The 17,884-nt window shown below is 68.5% G+C and carries 19 protein-coding genes; 10 read left to right on the top strand and 9 right to left on the bottom strand.

Annotation, left to right across the window (positions count from 1 at the left end; translation table 11 throughout):
• Nucleotides 1–176: 176 nt before the first annotated feature.
• Nucleotides 177–1,457: a glucose-1-phosphate adenylyltransferase gene (locus VKA86_04985; GenBank protein HKK70551.1), complete on the top strand. Its 1,281-nt coding sequence runs from the start codon at nt 177–179 to the stop codon at nt 1,455–1,457.
• 1 nt (nt 1,458) lies between these two features.
• On the opposite strand, the gene VKA86_04980 is transcribed toward VKA86_04985, so the two are convergent.
• On the bottom strand, nt 1,459–2,100 hold the full coding sequence (locus VKA86_04980) for a chalcone isomerase family protein (protein ID HKK70550.1): 642 nt from the start codon (nt 2,098–2,100) through the stop codon (nt 1,459–1,461).
• Between the two features lie 135 nt (nt 2,101–2,235).
• Between VKA86_04980 and VKA86_04975 the strand changes: the two genes are divergently transcribed.
• Both VKA86_04975 and VKA86_04970 read left to right on the top strand, forming a co-directional pair.
• A complete protein-coding gene (locus VKA86_04975) occupies nt 2,236–2,673 on the top strand; it encodes an EVE domain-containing protein (protein HKK70549.1) in 438 nt (145 codons plus the stop codon).
• On the top strand, nt 2,670–3,365 hold the full coding sequence (locus VKA86_04970) for a CPBP family intramembrane glutamic endopeptidase (protein HKK70548.1): 696 nt from the start codon (nt 2,670–2,672) through the stop codon (nt 3,363–3,365). Before VKA86_04975 ends, VKA86_04970 begins: the two co-directional genes overlap by 4 nt.
• Here VKA86_04970 and VKA86_04965 read toward each other — a convergent pair.
• On the bottom strand, nt 3,349–4,704 hold the full coding sequence (locus VKA86_04965) for an MATE family efflux transporter (protein ID HKK70547.1): 1,356 nt from the start codon (nt 4,702–4,704) through the stop codon (nt 3,349–3,351). The two genes, VKA86_04970 and VKA86_04965, sit on opposite strands and share 17 nt — an antisense overlap.
• Nucleotides 4,705–4,959: 255 nt before the next feature.
• Here VKA86_04965 and VKA86_04960 point away from each other — a divergent pair, with 255 nt between their 5' ends.
• The 4 genes from VKA86_04960 (at nt 4,960) to VKA86_04945 (ending at nt 8,427) form a co-directional block, all read left to right on the top strand.
• Nucleotides 4,960–6,282 (top strand): hypothetical protein, encoded by a 1,323-nt coding sequence (locus VKA86_04960; GenBank protein ID HKK70546.1) that lies wholly within the window; start codon nt 4,960–4,962, stop codon nt 6,280–6,282.
• A gap of 101 nt (nt 6,283–6,383) precedes the next feature.
• A complete protein-coding gene (locus VKA86_04955) occupies nt 6,384–6,965 on the top strand; it encodes an FMN-binding protein (protein ID HKK70545.1) in 582 nt (193 codons plus the stop codon).
• 20 nt (nt 6,966–6,985) lie between these two features.
• On the top strand, nt 6,986–7,507 hold the full coding sequence (locus tag VKA86_04950) for a hypothetical protein (protein HKK70544.1): 522 nt from the start codon (nt 6,986–6,988) through the stop codon (nt 7,505–7,507).
• Complete coding sequence (locus VKA86_04945; GenBank protein ID HKK70543.1) at nt 7,504–8,427, top strand: FAD:protein FMN transferase; 924 nt, start codon at nt 7,504–7,506, stop codon at nt 8,425–8,427. Before VKA86_04950 ends, VKA86_04945 begins: the two co-directional genes overlap by 4 nt.
• On the opposite strand, the gene VKA86_04940 is transcribed toward VKA86_04945, so the two are convergent.
• Nucleotides 8,378–9,109, bottom strand: a complete 732-nt coding sequence (locus VKA86_04940; protein HKK70542.1) for a phosphatase PAP2 family protein — start codon at nt 9,107–9,109, stop codon at nt 8,378–8,380. The genes VKA86_04945 and VKA86_04940 overlap by 50 nt on opposite strands.
• A 112-nt stretch (nt 9,110–9,221) precedes the next feature.
• Here VKA86_04940 and VKA86_04935 point away from each other — a divergent pair, with 112 nt between their 5' ends.
• Nucleotides 9,222–9,857, top strand: coding sequence for a porin family protein (locus VKA86_04935; GenBank protein ID HKK70541.1), 636 nt, complete (start codon nt 9,222–9,224; stop codon nt 9,855–9,857).
• Here VKA86_04935 and VKA86_04930 read toward each other — a convergent pair.
• Complete coding sequence (locus VKA86_04930) at nt 9,851–11,311, bottom strand: thioredoxin-like domain-containing protein (GenBank protein ID HKK70540.1); 1,461 nt, start codon at nt 11,309–11,311, stop codon at nt 9,851–9,853. The two genes, VKA86_04935 and VKA86_04930, sit on opposite strands and share 7 nt — an antisense overlap.
• Nucleotides 11,312–11,562: 251 nt before the next feature.
• Here VKA86_04930 and VKA86_04925 point away from each other — a divergent pair, with 251 nt between their 5' ends.
• Together VKA86_04925 and VKA86_04920 are read left to right on the top strand one after the other, a co-directional pair.
• Nucleotides 11,563–11,826 carry a hypothetical protein gene (locus VKA86_04925; GenBank protein HKK70539.1) on the top strand — a complete coding sequence of 88 codons (264 nt, stop codon included), beginning with the start codon at nt 11,563–11,565 and terminating at the stop codon, nt 11,824–11,826.
• A 220-nt stretch (nt 11,827–12,046) separates the two neighbouring features.
• The gene (locus VKA86_04920; protein HKK70538.1) at nt 12,047–13,555 is read left to right on the top strand and encodes a multiheme c-type cytochrome; all 1,509 of its coding nucleotides are present in this window, start codon (nt 12,047–12,049) and stop codon (nt 13,553–13,555) included.
• A gap of 145 nt (nt 13,556–13,700) precedes the next feature.
• Here the strand turns inward: VKA86_04920 and VKA86_04915 are convergent, their stop codons facing one another.
• From VKA86_04915 to VKA86_04895, 5 genes are all read right to left on the bottom strand, one after another.
• A complete protein-coding gene (locus tag VKA86_04915) occupies nt 13,701–15,575 on the bottom strand; it encodes a 4-alpha-glucanotransferase (protein ID HKK70537.1) in 1,875 nt (624 codons plus the stop codon).
• 43 nt (nt 15,576–15,618) lie between these two features.
• A complete protein-coding gene (locus tag VKA86_04910; protein HKK70536.1) occupies nt 15,619–16,362 on the bottom strand; it encodes a hypothetical protein in 744 nt (247 codons plus the stop codon).
• A complete protein-coding gene (locus VKA86_04905) occupies nt 16,359–16,835 on the bottom strand; it encodes a nuclear transport factor 2 family protein (GenBank protein ID HKK70535.1) in 477 nt (158 codons plus the stop codon). Before VKA86_04905 ends, VKA86_04910 begins: the two co-directional genes overlap by 4 nt.
• A 99-nt stretch (nt 16,836–16,934) precedes the next feature.
• Nucleotides 16,935–17,162: a DUF2905 domain-containing protein gene (locus VKA86_04900; GenBank protein HKK70534.1), complete on the bottom strand. Its 228-nt coding sequence runs from the start codon at nt 17,160–17,162 to the stop codon at nt 16,935–16,937.
• Between the two features lie 13 nt (nt 17,163–17,175).
• Nucleotides 17,176–17,884: Gfo/Idh/MocA family oxidoreductase (locus tag VKA86_04895; protein ID HKK70533.1), on the bottom strand; the 709-nt coding region annotated here is incomplete at its 5' end.

Here is a 17,884-nt window from a genome sequence, read left to right as displayed (position 1 = left end):
CCTCTGGACTGCGGGTTCGGCGAAGGCACGGTCGGTTCGGCTGAGGGGTGCGTCAAGCGCGGGATCACGAAGCGACACTTGAGCCCGTCACCGGTGCTGGCTAGGCTGCGAGGTCCGCCCCTGTATCCCCGCATTCGGGCCGGAAGCGCACGGAAGGCCGGCCGGGAAGGATCGTCATGAGGAAGCGTACGAGCCAGGTGGTGACCGCGATCCTCGGTGGTGGACAGGGGGCGCGGCTGTGGCCGCTGACCCGCGACCGCGCCAAACCCGCCGTGCCGGTGGGTGGGCGCTTCCGGCTGATCGACATCCCGATCAGCAACAGCCTGCACGCCGGCCTCGACCGGATCTATCTCCTGACCCAGTTCAACACGGCGAGCCTGCACCGGCACATCTCGCAGACCTATCGCTTCGACACCTTCAGCCGCGGCTTCGTGAACATTCTCGCGGCCGAGCAGACGGTGACCAACCGCGACTGGTACCAGGGCACGGCCGACGCGGTGCGGCAGAACATCACGCGGCTGACCGACGGCCGGCCGAGCGAGATCCTCGTCCTGTCGGGCGACCAGCTCTATCTGATGGACCTCGGCTCGTTCCTGCGTTTCCACCGCGAGCGCGAGGCGTCGGTGAGCATCGCGGTGAAGGCCGTGACCCGCGAGCAGGCGAAGAGCTTCGGGATCATGCACGTCGACGAGAACGGGCGGATCATCGCCTTCGTCGAGAAGCCGCAGGAAGAGGAGCAGCTCGACGAGTTGACTCCACCGAAGGGCACGTTCGAGCGCATGGGCCTGAAGGACTGCAGCGACGACATGCTGCTGGCCAGCATGGGCATCTACACCTTCACCACCGGCGTGCTCGAGGAGCTGCTCGACGACGGCGCGTCGACGGACTTCGGCCGCGAGGTGATCCCGCGGGCCATCGAGCAACACGCCGTGTACGCCTTCCCCTACGACGGCTACTGGGAGGACATCGGCACGATTCCCGCGTTCCACCGCGCGAACCTCGACCTGGTCGAGACGGTGCCTCCGTTGAACCTCTACGACGCCGAGCGCCCCATCTACACGCACGCCCGTTTCCTGCCCGGCACCAAGATCCAGCACTGCGACATCGAGCAGGCGATCCTGGCCGAGGGAGCCATCCTCGAGGGAAGTCGGGTCAGGCGTTCGATCATCGGGATCCGTGCGGTTCTGCGCAAGAATTGCGAGCTCGAGAACACGATCTTCATGGGCGCGGGAAGCTACGAGTCCCCCGAGGAGGCCGAGGGCAGGGTCCCGATCGGCGTGGGCGAGAACTGCGTGATCCGCAATGCGATCTGCGACCTCGACACCCGTATCGGCGACGGCGCCCAGCTGATCAACGAGAAGGGCGTGGAGGAGTACGACGCGGAGAACTACGCCATCCGGGGTGGGATCATCGTCGTGCCGAAGGGGGCCACGATCGAACCGGGAACGGTGATCTGATTCAGTCGTCGCCGCGGACGCGACGGAGGAGGTCTTCCTTCATCCCGTCGTCGATCGGTTCCGGCCCGAAGTAGATCTCGAAGAAGGTGCGCGCGAAGTCGTCGCCGGGGATGGTGTCGATCACCTCTTCGTCGATCCGGATCTCGAGTCCCTCGCCGTGGAACCAGGTCATGAGAAGGCTCTGGTCCTCGTCGAGTTCGCCGTCGAACAGCCCGACGAAGCGCTCTCGCTCCTCGGCGATCTCCTCGAGTGGGCGCGTGGCCGTCTTCTCGATCGCCTCGTTGATGCCGTTGGTGATGCGGGTGGCGTCGAGACCGCGCAGCATCTTCAGGTGCATGCGGTGGGGGCCCTCGGCTCCGAGCAGGAGTTCGCCCCAGTCGCTGCGCTCGGCCCCGCGCTCGACGACGGCCCAGAAGTCCGAACCGCCCACGTAGGCCACGGCCGCGTAGATGCTGAAGAAGAACTTCTTGCGCTTGTGCGAGCCCGTCGCGTGCAGTTCGTGCACGGTGTCGTCGTGCTCGATCGCGATGGTCGGGGCGAAGTGGCGCCCGTCGACCTCGATGTCCTGGCCTTCTTCGGCCGGCGTGGTCATGGGGGCGACGATCAGCGCGCAGAGTGCGGCGGCGACGAGCCAGGGCTTCATGACGAGATCCTCCGTCGTTGGGCGGAACGTGGCGACGGTACACGCCGGCGCGCGCGGAGTCCACGCCGGAGCGTAGGGGCGATCGGGCGCTCACCTTTCTATACTCGATCGGCACCCCTGTCCGAAGGATCCGACATGCCGACCGAACCCTCCTACTGGCTCGTCAAGACCGAACCCGGCGCGTACTCGTGGCAGGACCTGCTCGACGAGGGGACCGCCTGCTGGGACGGCGTGCGCAACTACCAGGCGCGGAACAACCTGAAGGCCATGAAGAAGAAGGACCGGGTCCTGGTCTACCACTCGGTCGGTCCGCGCGAGGTCGTGGGCCTGACCAAGGTGACCCGTGAGCAGTATCCCGATCCGACGACCGACGACGATCGGTGGGTGGCGGTCGATCTCGAGGCCGTGAAGACGGTGCAGCAGCCGGTGTCGCTGAAGCAGATCAAGGCCGACGAGCTGCTGCAGGACATCGCGCTGATCAAGCACTCTCGGCTGTCGGTCATGCCGCTCACACGCGACGAGTTCGAACGGATCCTCGAGCTCGGTGAGACGCGTCTGCCGAAGCGGATTTGAACCACGCCGTGGACGAGCGTCTGCGTCTGCTGGTCGCGGCGGTGGCGCCGGTCGGGTTGGTGGCCTTCGGTTTCCACGGGCTGCACGATCTGCGGTGGGCCTTCCTTCTCTACGTCATCGGTGGCTGCGCGCTGGTGCCCGCTCTGCTCTTCGGGATCGTTCCCCTGAGCAACCGGGGTGGGTACCCGAGGCGGGCAGTCGGTGAGGACCTGTCGCGGTGGACCGGTGCGCCGCTCGCGGTGCTGCTGTTCGGTCCGGTCTTCCTCGGTGCCTACGCGCTGCTGCGGGCTGCGATCACCGCGCCCGAGCCCTATCTCGAGAACCTGGGCGCCTACGGCTGGAACCCGGACCACACCGGCCTCTACCTGGCGCTGTTCCTGGCCCTGGTGCCGTTGTTCGAGGAGTGGTGGTGGCGAGGGCAGTTCCTGCCGCGCGCCGAGCGCGCCTTCGGACGTGCACACGGATGGTGGCTCTCGGGCGTCGGCTTCGCCCTCTACCACATCGTCGTCCTGCTGGTGCTGTACGAGCCCGCCCTGGCCATCGTGCGCTTCACGGGGATCGTCGGGGCCGGCCTGGTGTGGGCGTGGATCGCCCGCGCACGGCGCAGCTGGGCCTGGGTGTTCCTGGCGCACTTCGCGGCCGATGCCGTGATCGTCGCGGCCTTCGTCCTGTGGGTCACCCCGCAGGCCTGACCACCGGCGTCACGGTGGCCGGACCCCGCCGGTGGATCCAGGCCAGCAGCATGAGGGCCACGGTGGCCAGGCCCGTGGCGAGGCCCCACCACACCCCGTGCAGTCCCCAGCCGAGTCCGAACGTGAGCCACGCCGCGAGCGGCAGGGCGAGCACGTAGTAGCCCACGAGGTTGAACAGGGCCACCGGGCGTGTGCGTCCCATACCGCGGAGGACACCACCGCCGACGACCTGGGTGCCGTCGAAGAGCTGGAAGGCGGCCGCGATGGGGAACACGCTCGCGGCCAGGGCGCGGACCGCAGGATCCTGGGTGTAGGGAATCGGGATCACGTCGCGAAGCGTGACGAACAGCACCGCCGACACCGTCATCACTCCGGCCCCGGCCGCCAGGGCGACCCAGGCCGCGCGTTGCGCCGCCCGCGGCCGCCCGGAGCCGATCAGGTTCCCGACCCGCGTGACCGCCGCCATGCTCACGCCCATCGGCACCATGAACGACACCGAGGCCGCGTTGAGCACCACGGTGTGGGCGGCGAGTTCCGCCTCACCCAGCCACCCGGCCAACAGCGTGGCCGCCTGGAAGGCCCAGACCTCGAACGAGAGCTGCAGGCCCACCGGCCACCCGTGCGTGAAGACCTCGCGCAGTCCGCTCCAACGGAAGGTGTCGGCGCTCCAGCCCGTCCATCCGTCACGGTGCATGCGCTCGCGCAGGACCAACCACAGCAGCGCGACCAGCAGGAAGCCGCGGGTGGAGGCGGTGGCCAGTCCGGCCCCGACGATACCGAGGGCCGGCAGGCCGAACTCCCCGTAGATCAGTACCCAGTTCGCCAGCGCGTTCACCACGTTCGCGACGATCGCCACCACCATGGCCGGCCGCACGATCCCCCGCGCCTGCAGGTACTGACGCAAGGCCACGAAGACCATGAACACGGGCAGACTCGGAATCTGGACGACCACGTAGGTGCGGGCGAGCGCGGCCAGTTCGGGCGTCTGACCGAGCAGGACCATGGCGTGGTCGGTCGTCCACCACAGGACGGCCACCGGAAGGCTCACCACCAACCCGAGCACGATCCCCCGCTGCAGGGCCAGTCCCTGCCGACGGGCGTCGCCGGCGCCGAAGGCCTGGCTGACCAGGGGATCGATCCCGAAGACCAGTCCCATGGCGAACATCATGGTCCCGTAGGTCCACACGTGGCCCAGCGAGGCGGCGGCCAGCGTCTGCACGCCCACGTTGCCCACCATGAGCGTGTCGACCACGGTGAGCATCATCGTCGCGAGCTGGCCGACCACCACCGGGGCGGCCAGCTCGGTCAGACGTCGCAGTTCGTGGCGCAGGCGGGGCATGGGCTCGGCTCTCCGGGCGGAGGTGGCGGAAGAAGGTAATTCTGCCGCAGGAGACCCGGCAGGGCAGTGTGGTGCATTTCATCATAATTCCGTGACCAGCGCCGGCGGGTCTGTTGACACCCTCGGGGGCCGATCCTAGATTCGCCCCACCTGAAACTGAGAACAGTTTTCAATTTCAGGTACGACGGTTGCCGCACCGGCGTGGACCCGGCGGCGCGCGCCTCCTGAGACCTCTGATCCGGGACGAAGACGACGATGACGACGATGACGATCCTGAGTCCGGGCGTGCGCCGCCGGACCCCGATGCTCGCCCTGCTGGCAGCCTTCGTGCTGACCTGTTTCTCGCCCGTGTCCCCCGCGACAGCCGCCGACGGCGACGTGCAGGACCAGATCGACGTATTGGCCGAGGAGATCGCTCGCCTCCGCGAGGAGATGGCCATCCCCGGGACCGACGAGGAACTGCGTGGGGCCTACGGCATGGGCCCTGCGGCGAGCAAGGTCTACGGGGTCTCGCAGGGCATCTCGATCGGCGGCTACGGCGAGTTCTACTTCGCCAGCCCGATCGAGGAGACCGACGAGACCGGCGCCGTGAACACGGCCGACTTCTACCGCTTCATCGCGTACTTCGGCTACAAGTTCACCGACGACATCATCATGAACACCGAGCTCGAATTCGAACACGGGACCACCGGCACCGTGAACGGTCGCAGCGGTTCGGTGTCGGTCGAGTTCGCCTACCTCGACTTCCTGTTGAACGAGCGGTTCAACGTGCGCGCCGGCAACCTGCTGCTGCCGGTCGGATTCGTGAACGTCATGCACGAGCCCCCTTTCTACCGCGGCAACTTCCGACCCGAGATCGAGCGCAGGATCATTCCCTCGACCTGGCGTGAGCTCGGTGCCGGCGCGCACGGCCGATTGAGCGACAACGTCGACTACACCGCCTACCTCGTGAACGGCCTGCAGGGCGCCGAGTTCGGCAGCAAGGGCGTGCGGGGAGGACGCCAGAAGGGCAACCGGGCGCTGTGGGAGGACATCGCCGGTGTGGTGCAGGTCCGCTACGACCAGGACGGCCGCTACGGCGTGGCGGCGTCCGGCTACTACGGAGGCGCGGATCACAACCAGTTGATCGGCGACGCCACGGATTCCTTCGACCTGACCAATTGGATCGCCGAGGCCCACGGTTACCTCCGCGGTGCGAACTTCGACGTCCGCGCTCTGTTCGCGATGTCGGGGATCGACGGTGCCGACGACTTCCTCACCGCCACGGGCTCCGTGATCCCCGAGCGGCAGATCGGGTGGTACGTGGACGTCGCCTACGACATCAGTGATGTCGTGCTCGGCCCCGGCGCGACCACGCGGATCTCGCCCTGGGTGCGCTACGAGGACTTCGACCTGCAGGACGAGGTGCCGGACGGCGCCACCGCCGATCCGTCCCGGGCCGAGCAGTTGCTGACCCTGGGCCTCGACGTCAAGCCGCACCCGAACGTGGTGCTCAAGGGCGAGTACGTGCACAAGAGCCACGACTCCGACGCCGCACGCAGCGACGAGGTGCGCGTCGGTGCCGGCTTCGTCTTCTAGCCCCACTCCGAAGCGAGTCGTCTGTGCCTGTTTCCTGTGACAAGTGCCGTTGTGGATCCGGGACCTCCACCCGGAACGGTCGCCGGGCGGCGACGGGTTGGTTGGTTCCCGTCGCTGCCCTGGCCCTCACCCTGACCGCGCTCGTCGTCGTCGACGCGCGCGGCGAGGTCTTCCACAGCCGAGAATCCGCCCTGCGGCTGGCCTTCGATGGCGCCGACTCGGTGAGCACCCGGACGCTCGTGCTCGACGGAGAGCAGGTCGAGGCGATCGAGGACCGGAGCGGGAGCCGCGTTCCCAGCCGCGTGGTCCGCGCGTACGTGGGATACCGGGACGACACCATCCTGGGCTACGCGTTCATCGAGACGCATCGTGTGCGCAGTCTGCCGGAGACGGTCATGGTGGTGGTCGCGCCCGACGGCTCGGTCGCCGCCACGCATCTTCTGGCCTTCCACGAGCCGCCGCAGTACCGGCCGCCGCAGCGGTGGCTCGACCAGTTCGACGCGCGTCCGCTCGACGACCGGATGGCCCTCGGCCGTGACATCGCCGGGATCGCCGGGAGCACGCTGACGGCCCAGGCGGTGACGGCGTGCGTCCGACGGGCCGTAGCGACGGCCGAAGTGTGCCTCGTGACCCCGGCGACGGCGGTGCAGGACGCTCCGGTGTCGAAGGCCGGAACCCCCTGAGCGGTCTCGAGGATCCCGGCATGCGTTTCGTGATCACCGGTGAGTGGGACCGCAACACGATGTTGCGGATCATTCTTCTGTTCTTCCTCGTGTTCGTCGCCCTGTTCTGGGTGTCGAACTGGGCCGTGCTGCTCACGAAGATGGACCTCACGCCGTCGTCGATCGCCGAGTACTACCGCGGCGATCCCGAGGCCGAGTTCGGACAGCCTCCGCGGCCGTGGGCGTCGCTGGCCGAACAGAGCCACTTCCACCTCTTCGCCATGGGCATTCTGGTGATGACGCTGACCCATCTCCTGCTGTTCCTGCCCGTCTCGACGCGGGTGAAGGGAACGCTGGTGGTGGCGACCTTCGTGTCGGCCCTCTCGAGCGAGGGCAGCACCTGGCTCGTCCGTGCCGTGCACGCCGACTTCGCGTGGTTGAAGATCGGTTCGTTCCTGCTGTTGCAGGCATCGTTGGCGGGATTGCTCGTGGCGCTGCTGGTCGGTGTCGCGCGGCCCGGACGCAACGCCTACGGAGACACCGCGCGTCCCGGAAGACCATGACGGGTGCACTGCTGCTCGCGTTGATCGTCGCGGCCGAGCCGGTTTCGTCGATCCAGTGGCTGATGGGATCGCCGCTGAGACTCGTCGTTCCGTCGGGAACCGAGCCCGGGCTGGTGGCCGCCTGCTTCGACGAGGCCCGCGCCTACGAGGACCTGCTCAGCACCTGGCGCGACGGCACCCCTTTGCAGCGACTGAACGAGTCCGGTGCCGGCCGCCACCGGATTCCCCCAGCCCTGCACGGGTACCTCGCTCGCGTCCGCGACGATCACGCGCGCACCGACGGCGCCTTCGACCCGAGCGTGGGGACCCTGCGCGTGGAGGACGGCACCGCACCGATCGGCATGGACCGACTCGCCCTCGAGCGGTCCGGAGACACGACCTTCGCACTCCTGCCCCACGACGCCTATCGCGTCGATCCGGGGGGCGACGGCAAGGGCCTGGCCGTCGACGCCATGATCGCACGGCTGCGCGAGGCCGGTGTCCCGCGTGCGTTGATCGATTTCGGGGGCAGTTCCTGGTTCGGGCTCGGCTCGCCGGCCGGCGCCGGTGCATGGCGGGTCGAACTCGCGGCGCCGGGAGGGGCGCCGTTGGCGACCGTCTCCCTGCGGGACCGATCACTGTCGGTGTCGAGCACGGTCCAGGTCGACCACACCGAGGACGGCGGGACCGTGCGCCGCTTCCATCTCGTGGACCCCAGGACCCGGCATCCGGTCACGGTCGAACGGACGGTCGCGGTCGTGGCCACCTCGGCGACCGACGCCGAGGTGGTGAGCACCGCGATCGCCGTCGACGGGTGGGAGCGGGCACGCACGTGGATCGACCGCTTCGAGGGTGTCGAGGTGGCGGTGTTCGAAGACGGGCGGGTAGTGGTCACGAGCCCGTCGTTCGCTCCAGCTCCCGGCCTTCGTGAGCAGGAGTGACGACTCCGTCGACCGCTTCCCAGGCAATCGCGTAGCCCAGCAAGACCTGCGACAGGTAGTGCTTGCGGTCGTGCAGACGGGTCCAGCCGCAAGCCGGCGAGAGCACGCCGGCCACGCCGCGCAGCCACGGCAGGTTCGTGGTGCGCAGCAGCACGATCCACGGAACGGCGCCGATGAAGGTGTGGCCCGAGGCAGCGTTCTCGTCGCGGAATGGGTGGAAGCGCGGGCCGTTCTCGTCGGTCGGCCGGGAGCTTCCGAGCACCCGCTGGGTGGTCCACAGGATCGGCAATCCGAAGGCGGTGGCCTGCATGCACTGCCGGCCGAAGCGACCGACCCTCGAAGGGCCGACGAAGCGATCGACCAGGGCCATGCCCACCCACACGAAGGCCCAGTAGGGTTCGCCGAACTGCTTGAACTGGTGGGACACGGGCTCGGTGACGCCGTTGCTGCCGTGCTCTCGCTGCAAGTCGTCGACCGCCTGATCGGCCCCCGAGTAGACCAGGACGGCGGCCCCGGCCACCGCGGCGCCGTGGCGTAGGAAGGTCCGGCGCGAGTAGACGCGGCGGGCGGCCTCGCGAGCGCTGGGGTCGTGGGAGGGTGCCACGGGCGCACGCCCCGAACGCAGGCCCAGGACGACGGTGGCGATCAGCAGCAGAACGGCGAGGACGGGTGCGACGGTCATGGTCGCCGGACTGTAGTGCGAGCCGGACCGGACGACAACGGTCGTGTCGTTGCCTTGCCGTGGGAGCGGCCTCGGCCTACGCTTCGCCCACACCCTCTTCCGGAGGTCCGCCGTGCGCACCCCGCTCGTCACCACCCTGTTGCTGATCCTCTTCTGTTCCGCCGGCACCGCACACGCCATCGAGCTCGAGGGGGTGGGGGTGAAGGCCGGGGGCGCCTTCCTCACGGGCAATTTCTCGTTCGAAGGGCGCGACGCGATCGACGACGACACGCGGATCGGGCTGGTCGCCGGTGCCTTCACCGAGTGGAAACTCCAGCGCGACTCGGCCTTCCGCGTGGTCGTGGAAGGGCTGTACGTGCGCAAGGGCTACGAGGGCACGCGCAGCATCGAGGCGATCGACGACGAGCCGATCGACGTGCAGGTGGGCGCGGACTACCTGTCGATCCCCGTGCTCGGGCGGGTGCTCTTCGTCGACGAAGAGCTGTCGGTCTACGCGCTGTTCGGCCCGAGTCTCGAACTGTTGTTGTCGAACGACGAGGACCCGCTGCTCGACGAGCTCACCGACTGGTCGATCGCGGGGAACGTGGCGATCGGCCTCGAGTACGCGATCGCCGACCCCGCCCGCCTTCTCTTCGAGCTGCGTTTCAACACCGATCTGACCGACAACTTCGACGGCGACGACGACCTGCTCGGCATCAACGAGGCGCGCTATCAGATGCTCCAGGTCACCGGCGGGATCCGTTACTGAGCCACGACGGGTTCGAAGGGCGTGACCGATCCGTCGCGCGGATCCGCCCACAGCAGACGGTGGTTGTTCGTGTCGGCCACGAGCAGGCGCTCGCCGACCGCGCACAGCCCGCCGGGCTCGTTCATGACGTCGGGATCGCCGGTGCCGAAGACCGTGCGCACTTCCATGGCCCGCAGGTCGACGGCCTTGATCTTGTGGTTGTAGGTGTCGGCCACGTACAGAGTCTCGCCGATCGCGGCCACGTCGAGGGGATGCTGCAGCAGCACGTCGGCCGCCGCCCCGTCGACGTCGCCGAAGTCGAACAATCCCTTGCCCACGACCGTCTCCACCTTGTTCTCGTGGAGGTCGATCGCCCGTACACTGCTGACTTCGCTGTCGGCCACGATCAACCACTGCCCGAGCAGGGCCAGGCCACTGGGCTGGGCCAGGGCGGCCTCGTGCAGGGGGCCGTCGACGTGGTTCTCGACCCCGCTTCCCGCCCACGCGCCGACCTGCTGGCTCTCGGTGTCGTAGAGCCAGATCTGATGGCTGCCGGCCATGGCGATCAGCAGGTGGTGGCCGACGGTCTGCACGTCCCAGGGAGAGCGCAGGCCCACCTCGAGGGGTTTCGACGGGTCGAGGGCGCCGCGGTTCATTCCCTTCTCTCCGGTGCCGGCCACCGTGCGCACCCACATGAGATCGAGGTCGACGGCGCGCAGCAGATGGTTGCCGCGGTCGGCCACGTAGAGCGTGCCGTCGACGACGTCCATGCCCTGCGGATCGTTGAAGGCGGCGGTGTCGTGGCGGCCGTCGACGTTGCCCACGCCGCGGACACCGCCGACGACCGTTCGGACGCGGCCCTCGTGATCGGTGACGATCACCCGATGGTGGGCGCTGTCGGCCACGTAGATCCGTTCGTCGTCCGCCGCCACCTTGCCCGGGAAGGCGAGGAATTGCTCGTCGAGGGTCGGGTCCGGCCGTAGGTCGACGGGGCGGTCGGACACGATCCCCTTCTCGCGCGCTTCGGTGAGCAGGGCCTGCACGCGCCCATGCAGGTCGACGAAGTCGGGCTCGCCGCGCAGCTCGTCGCGGACGCGTCCCTCGGCGTCGACCAGCAGCACGGTGGGCCAGGCCTTCACCGCGAAGGACTGCCAGACGTCGTGTTCGGAATCCACGACCACGGGATGCTGTACGTGGTAGCGCTGCACCGCCATGGCGATGTGTCGAGGGTCGCGTTCGGTGACGAACTTGGCCGAGTGCACCCCGATCACCGCGACCGGCTGCTCGTCGAACTCCTGCTCGAGTCGCGAGAGCACCGGCAGCGTGTGGAGACAGTTGATGCAGCAGTAGGTCCAGAAGTCGAGCACCACCACGTGGCCGCGCAGGTCCTCGTGCAGACGTAGGGGCCGGTCGGCGTTGATCCAGGTGGCATCGACCGGGAACTCGGGGGCGTGGACGGGTGCGGAGTCGCTCACGGCAGGACCTCGGAGGGGGGACCGATCGGCGACGCGAGTCGCCGGGTTCGGGTCCAACCTAGCCGTCGGTCGTCGGGGCGACCACCGTGGAGGCGAGGTCCCGGAACCCGCGGCGCGCGCGCACGGACCGGCGGGAAGCGGCGCGCGGCGCCGTTCGGTGTAGATTGACGTCCGTCGACCCCCCTGCGATCCTGCTCTGCCCGGCTCCGTGCGAGCCGTTCCCCGTCCATCCAATGCCAGTGGGTCCGATCATGTCCAAGACCGGGATCTTCACGTTGATCTTCCTGCTCGTCGTCGGTGCACTGATGTACTCCGCGCTGAAAGGGGTGGACTCGGCCACGTGCGAGGTCTGCGTGACCTTCAACGGTCGGACCGAGTGCCGCACGGGGCAGGGGCGCGATCGGAACGCTGCCGTCCAGAAGGCGCAGACCGCGGCGTGCGCGGTCCTGGCCACGGGCCGCGCGGCGAGCATCAAGTGCGGGAACGCCACACCGACGTCGGTCTCCTGCGACTGACAATCGATTTCACGACACGAGCGCTATCTTCCCAGAATTCGTCCGTCTTGCAGGACGTTCTGGTCTGGCGCACACGTGAATCTGGCAACAGCTCACGCTTTTGCCGTATCGGGTCGCGCCCCACGGGACGAACATGGCTCCTCGAACGACTGCACCGTCTGTCTGCTCGCCACACCTCCTCGCGACGGGTGGATCGACGGGATAAAGGAGGAGCGAGGCCATGAGGCCAATTCTTCTGATTTCGATCGTCTCCGTCTTCGCGCTCGCCTTCGTGGGTTGCGAGGGAGACGCCGGTCCCCAGGGTCCTCCGGGACCGCAGGGACCCCAGGGACCTCCGGCGGTGGATTCGGAGTTCACGTTCGTGGGCAACGAGGGTGAACCCTGCCAGCACTGCCATCTGAACGTCGTCGAGCAGTGGGCCGTGACCGGTCACTCCGAGGCGACGGCCGGGCTGGATCCCGAGGACCGGGACAACGCCTACTGCATGCAGTGCCACACCACCGGTTGGGATCGTCCCATCGAGAGCTTCGGCACCGCCTTCGAGTCGGTTCCGGCCGGCCCGGACACGATGGGCTACGACGACTACTTCCGCGTGGACACCGAGCTGGCCGCCGAGCGCCGGATGGAGCTCGCCGGTGTGCAGTGCGAAGCCTGCCACGGCGCGATGGGTCCGGACTTCAATTCCCATCGGCCCGACGTGTCGTTCAGCACGCGCTTCGAGGTCGCTGGCAGCGACACCACGTCGACGTCGCTGTGCTATCCCTGCCACGACAATCAGCTCGAGGAATGGGCCGTCTCGGGTCACTCGTTCTACGAGAGCGACACCGGTGAGTTTGGTGACATCGACGTGTTCAACGACGAACACTACGTGGGTCGCAGCTCCTGCGACGGCTGCCACACCTCCGAGGGCTTCATCCGTGAGAACGACCCGGTGTACGCCGCCTACGACTTCGGTCCGCAGGCCAGCTTCATCGGTTGCGTGACCTGCCACGATCCGCACTCCGGTGCGAACGGGAGCGGCAACGAGGCGCAGCTCCGTGCCGTGGGTCCGGTCGAGGTCGCCTACGCGCCGTTGACCGGCCCGGGCGAGACGACGATCCCCGTCCTGGAGAACCGGGGCACGGGCCAGACCTGTGCGCAATGCCACAAAGCACGGCGTGACACGGACAACGTGCAGGGTCAGATCGCCAACGGGTATGCCCACTTCGGTCCGCACTCGAGCCCGCAGATGGACATGTTCCTCGGCTACGGCTCCTACGAGATCGACGGCTTCACCTACACCGGCCGCTACGACGGTGACGATCCGACCACCCATTACGCCGGGACCGCCAACGCGTGTGTCGATTGCCACATGGCTCCGGGCGAGGGCATGAACCACACGCCGCATCAGTTCTTCATCAACGATCCGGAGAACCCCGAGTGGCTGGGTTGCGTCAGCTGCCACGGCACCGCCGAGAACACCAGCGGTCTCTACGAGGGTCTCCGCGGCGAGGTCGAGACCAAGCTCGGTCAGATCGCGACCCTGCTCGGCTACGCCGACCTGGCCGACTTCGAGGCCGCGATCGACGACGACAACCCGACCTGGACCGTCCAGCAGCGCGAGGCCGCCTACGCGGCCGTGTTCGTGCTCAGCGACGGCAGCTGGGGCACCCACAACCCGGACTACACGCGTGACCTGCTGGACAACGCGATCGAGTACCTGACGCCGGTCAAGGGCGCCGGTCGGTAGTCCCCACGACACCGGCGTCACACGACGCCGTGATCCGAGGAGGAGGGCCGGGATCGGACGATCCCGGCCTTCACTCGTTCCTCTGCACCGACCGAACGATCGAGTTCACGTTCGTCCGCAGTTGCTGGTCACCACCGGCTGGTGATCAGTGGAACGGCCGCGCGCGGCGACGCTCGAGCATCGTGGAGATGCGCTCGCGCAGATCGGAACGAGCCGCGAGGTCTTCGAGCGTCCGTGGCATGCGCCAGCGCCAGTTGTGTTCACCGTCGGTGGCGGGGGTGTTGATCCGTTCGTCCGCCGGATCGTCGGGTCGCAGGTCGGGCTCGAGCGCCAGCAGATCGTTCATCGCGAGTACGCACACCGCGGAATTCGCCGCGAGGTTGCGCTCGAACATCTCCTGCAGGAAGCCCGGATCGACGACGTCGGGCGGCTCGCCCTCTTTGCCCATGGCGTCCCAGTAGGCCTGCCGATCGGCCGGTTCGATCTCGGCCCACCACCCGCGCAGGGAACTGGCGTCGTGGACGGACGGCGAACACACCGTGTTCCGTGCGTAATCCGACGGAGGAATGAACGGCTGCCCCGGCTGATCCCAGTGCCGCGTCCAGCGTTCCACACGCAGACCCAGGATCCCCAGCTCGTCGAGCACGCCGGGCACGCAGTCGGGGACGGCCCCCAGGTCCTCGGCGCAGACCAGGGCGTCGGTGCTGCCGTCGATCATCGACAGGCGCTCGCGTCCGGTCCGGGCCCACAACTCCTCCTGCCGCTCGGTGTCCTCGCGGAAGAGCTGCTGGAGGGCGACCCGTTCGTGGTCGCTCAGGTCGTTCGCCATCGGGGTCTCGTTCCACCGCCAGAAGGGGCGGAAGTGTTCGCCCTGGCCGTCGACGTCGATGAGGATCCGGTTCCACAGACGTCGCATGAGTGCGGTGCGCTCGTCGGCGTCCTCGATGGCCTGGTACTCGCGCTCCGACGGGAAGCGGGTTCCGGTTCTGCCCTCGGGCGCCGCCATGAATTCGATGCGTCGGTCGTCGAAGCCGCGGGCACGCAGGTCCTCGCGCGTGATCGGGTGGGTGGGGTCGAAGTGTCCGAGCATGCCGGTGGTACTCGACACGGGGATGCGCCAGATCCGGAAGAAGCCCAGCACGTGGTCGATGCGCAGGGCGTGGTAGTAGCGTGAGGCCTGGGTCAGCCGGGCGCGCCACCAGTCGTAGTCGCGCTCGGCGAGCGCTTCCCACCGGTAACACGGAAAGCCCCAGTACTGACCGGTCTCGGAGTACTGGTCGGGCGGGGCGCCGGCGCGGCCCTCGAGGTCGAAGATCTCGCGGTGGTACCAGACGTCGCTGCTGTCCTCGCTGAGGAGGATCGGCAGGTCGCCCTCGAGCCGGACGCCCAGGGCGTCGCACCCCTCGGCGGCCGACCGCAATTGTCGGTCGGCTTCGCGCTGCAACCAGACGTGGAACAGGAGTTCGGTGGGGCGCGCGTCCCAGAAGCGGTCGATGTCGGCGTGGGTGACCTCGCGCATCTGGTGCCACTGTTTCCAGCTGCGCCGATGGTTGCGTTCGCGGAGCACGCAGTACACCGCATGGGGTCCGATCCAGGGATTGGCCTCGACCCAGGCGTCGACCTCGTCCCACAGGCGCTTCGGGTCGTGACGGTCGAAGATGCGGCGGCTGAACTCGCGCTTCAGGCCGAGGACGTCGCCGTACTGCAGCCACGCCGCGTCGGCGGTGGCGGTGCGTACGGCGGCGAACTCGTCGGCGTAGATCTCGGCCCCCTCGAGATCCTCGAGCCGCAGGTACAGTGGATGGAGTGCGAAGGCACCGCGGGCCGAGTAGGGCGATGCATCGTCGTCGGTGTCGTTCACCGGGAGGATCTGGAGAAGGTCGAAGCCGGTGTCGCGCGCCCATTCGGCCGCCAGCGGTAGGTCGGCGAACTCTCCCACGCCCAGACTGCGTTCGGAACGCAGCGAGCTGACCGGGACCACGAGTCCGGAATGGAAGCGGTCGATGTCTCCGTAGCGCACGCGTCGATTCCCCTAGAACGGCTTCGGGACCGAGTTCGGGAGCTCAGGGTTGCCCGGGCAGAGCCCGGGTCGCGTCGCGCAGGAGTCCTCGCAGGACCTCGATGCGCGACGGCGGATCGGGAAGGATGCGCCGGGACAGCTCGTCGCGCACGGCCGCCGACAGTTCCCCCGGCGTGGGCGGTTGCTGCAGGGGGACGACCTCGAAGGGGCGTCCGGGATCCGTCTCGACGCGTTCCCGCTGCATCGAGAACACCAACCGTCGGGTCTCGAGGTCGAAGAGGTCGAAGGTCGCCGACATCTGGCGCCGCCCGCGGGTCTGGACGTCGGCCACGATGCGGTCGAGTGCTTCGCGGCGCTGATGATCGGACTCGACGCTCTCGAGGTCCAGATCGATCCGGGCCAGCCAGACGTAGCGCGCGCGATCGTCCAGCACCGAGAGCAGATCGACCTGGCCGGGTCCGATCCGTCCCGTCGCGCGGTAGGAGTCGAGCACGGCCGCCGTCTCGTCGGGACCGAGCGCGATCCAGGTTTCGCTCCCCTCGATCCATTCGAGGTCGGGACGGACCTCGCGGCCGATCCGGCTCATGAGCTCGCGGTAGGCGATCCGTGTGTCGGTTTCGTCCGGTCCGGCGAGGGCCACGGTTCCGAGCACGGCCACGGCATCGGCACGGAGGCTCGACGCGTCGAGTGCGGGATCGACATACGCACCCGATCCGCCGCCGCCGCACCCGTTGAGGACGACGAGCAGGATCAGGACGAGGACCGTTCGCCGTGTCCGCTCCGTCACCGCGATCCGTCCCCGGCGTCGAGGGGCGGCAGGGCACCGGCAGGGGCACCGAAGGCGGTGGTGACCGCGATCCGCCAGCCCTCGTCGGTGAGGACGAAGACGCGTTCGGAGATCCCTTCCTGCACGTCGTCACCGTAGCGCACGCGGTATCGATACTGACCGTACACGACACCGTCGGCGATCCCGAACACCTCCAGTTCGTGGGCGTGGAACTCGTCGGGCCAGGTGTCGTCGCCCACGCCGGCGGCGAGGTCGTCGTAACCCAGGGCCACGCCCTCGAAGCCGTTGCGCACGAGTCGCGGGTCGTCCCGATAGCAGGCGAGGTAGGCCTCGGCGTCGCGGTTCTGGATCGCGGCGAGGTTCCGTTCGAAGAGCGCACGGGCCGCGGCCTCGTCGGCACTGCGGTCGGCGTGCGCGAGGCACGGGACCGACAGTGCGATCGCGCCGGACAACAGCACCGTCAGGAATCGCATGGAGGACCTCGCCGTCGCGGTTCGAACGAGCGCGGCCGGGCACGCGCGCCCGGCCGCAGCGCGAGTCTAGCGTCAGCGATCCGCTACGGCCACCCTGCTTCAGCGATCCCGGAACCAGCGGGCGATCCAGTGGGCGATTCCGCTGAGCACCACCGAGATCACGAGCATCGACACCCAGGGCACGTAGATCCGCGTGGACTCGCGCTCGATGCGGACGTCCCCGGGAAGGCGACCGAACCAGTCGAGGGCGCCCGTTTTGACCACGAGCCCGATCAGGGCCAGCGCGACCCCGGCGGCGATCAAGATGTTGCCGATCGTGCTGCTCATCGGTCTGCTGTCGTCAGGGGTCCGGCGACACGGCGGCCAGCAGGAGTTCGACGTTGCGGCGGCCCTCGATCCCGTCGACCTCGGGGGGACGGCCGTCGCGGACCGCCTTCACGAAGTCCTGGATCTCGCCGACGTAGGGGTTGGTCACGGTGTACTCCAGGGGACCGCGGTCGGTGTGGATACGGCCGGCGCCGTGCGCTCCCAGGGTGTCCTCGCAGATCACCCAGCCGCGTTGGCCGTAGACCTCGAGTCGCGTCGGGCCGTCGAACAGGACCGACGAAACGATCTGGGCGGTGGCGCCGCGATCGAAACGCAGGGAGAGCACTGCGGTCTCGTCGTGCGGACCCCGGAACTGCTCGCGGGTGACCACACTCCGGAGCTCGGCCACCTCGCCCGACTCGGGGACCAGGATCCAGCGCGCGAGATCGAGGAGATGGGTGCCGACACCCCCGAGTCCCCACCATCGACCCACGTCGGTGTGGGCGCGCCAGTTCGACGCGTCGCCGGCGCGCCAGCTCCACTGGGCGCGCACGTGGTGGATCCGGCCGAAGTCGCTGCGGCGGATGCGTTCGACGACGGCGCGATGGCCGGCGTGCCAGCGCAGGTGGTAGGCCACACCCAGGCGGACCCGGGCCTCCTGGCACGCCTCGACCATGCGCGTGGCGTCGTCCAGGTCGGTGGTCATGGGTTTATCGACGAATACGTGCTTGCCCGCGCGCGCG

Source organism: Candidatus Krumholzibacteriia bacterium (genome assembly GCA_035268685.1).
Classification (GTDB): domain Bacteria; phylum Krumholzibacteriota; class Krumholzibacteriia; order JAJRXK01; family JAJRXK01; genus JAJRXK01.
Note: the sequence above shows the minus strand (reverse complement) of the source record. Positions and strands in the feature narration are given on the sequence as shown.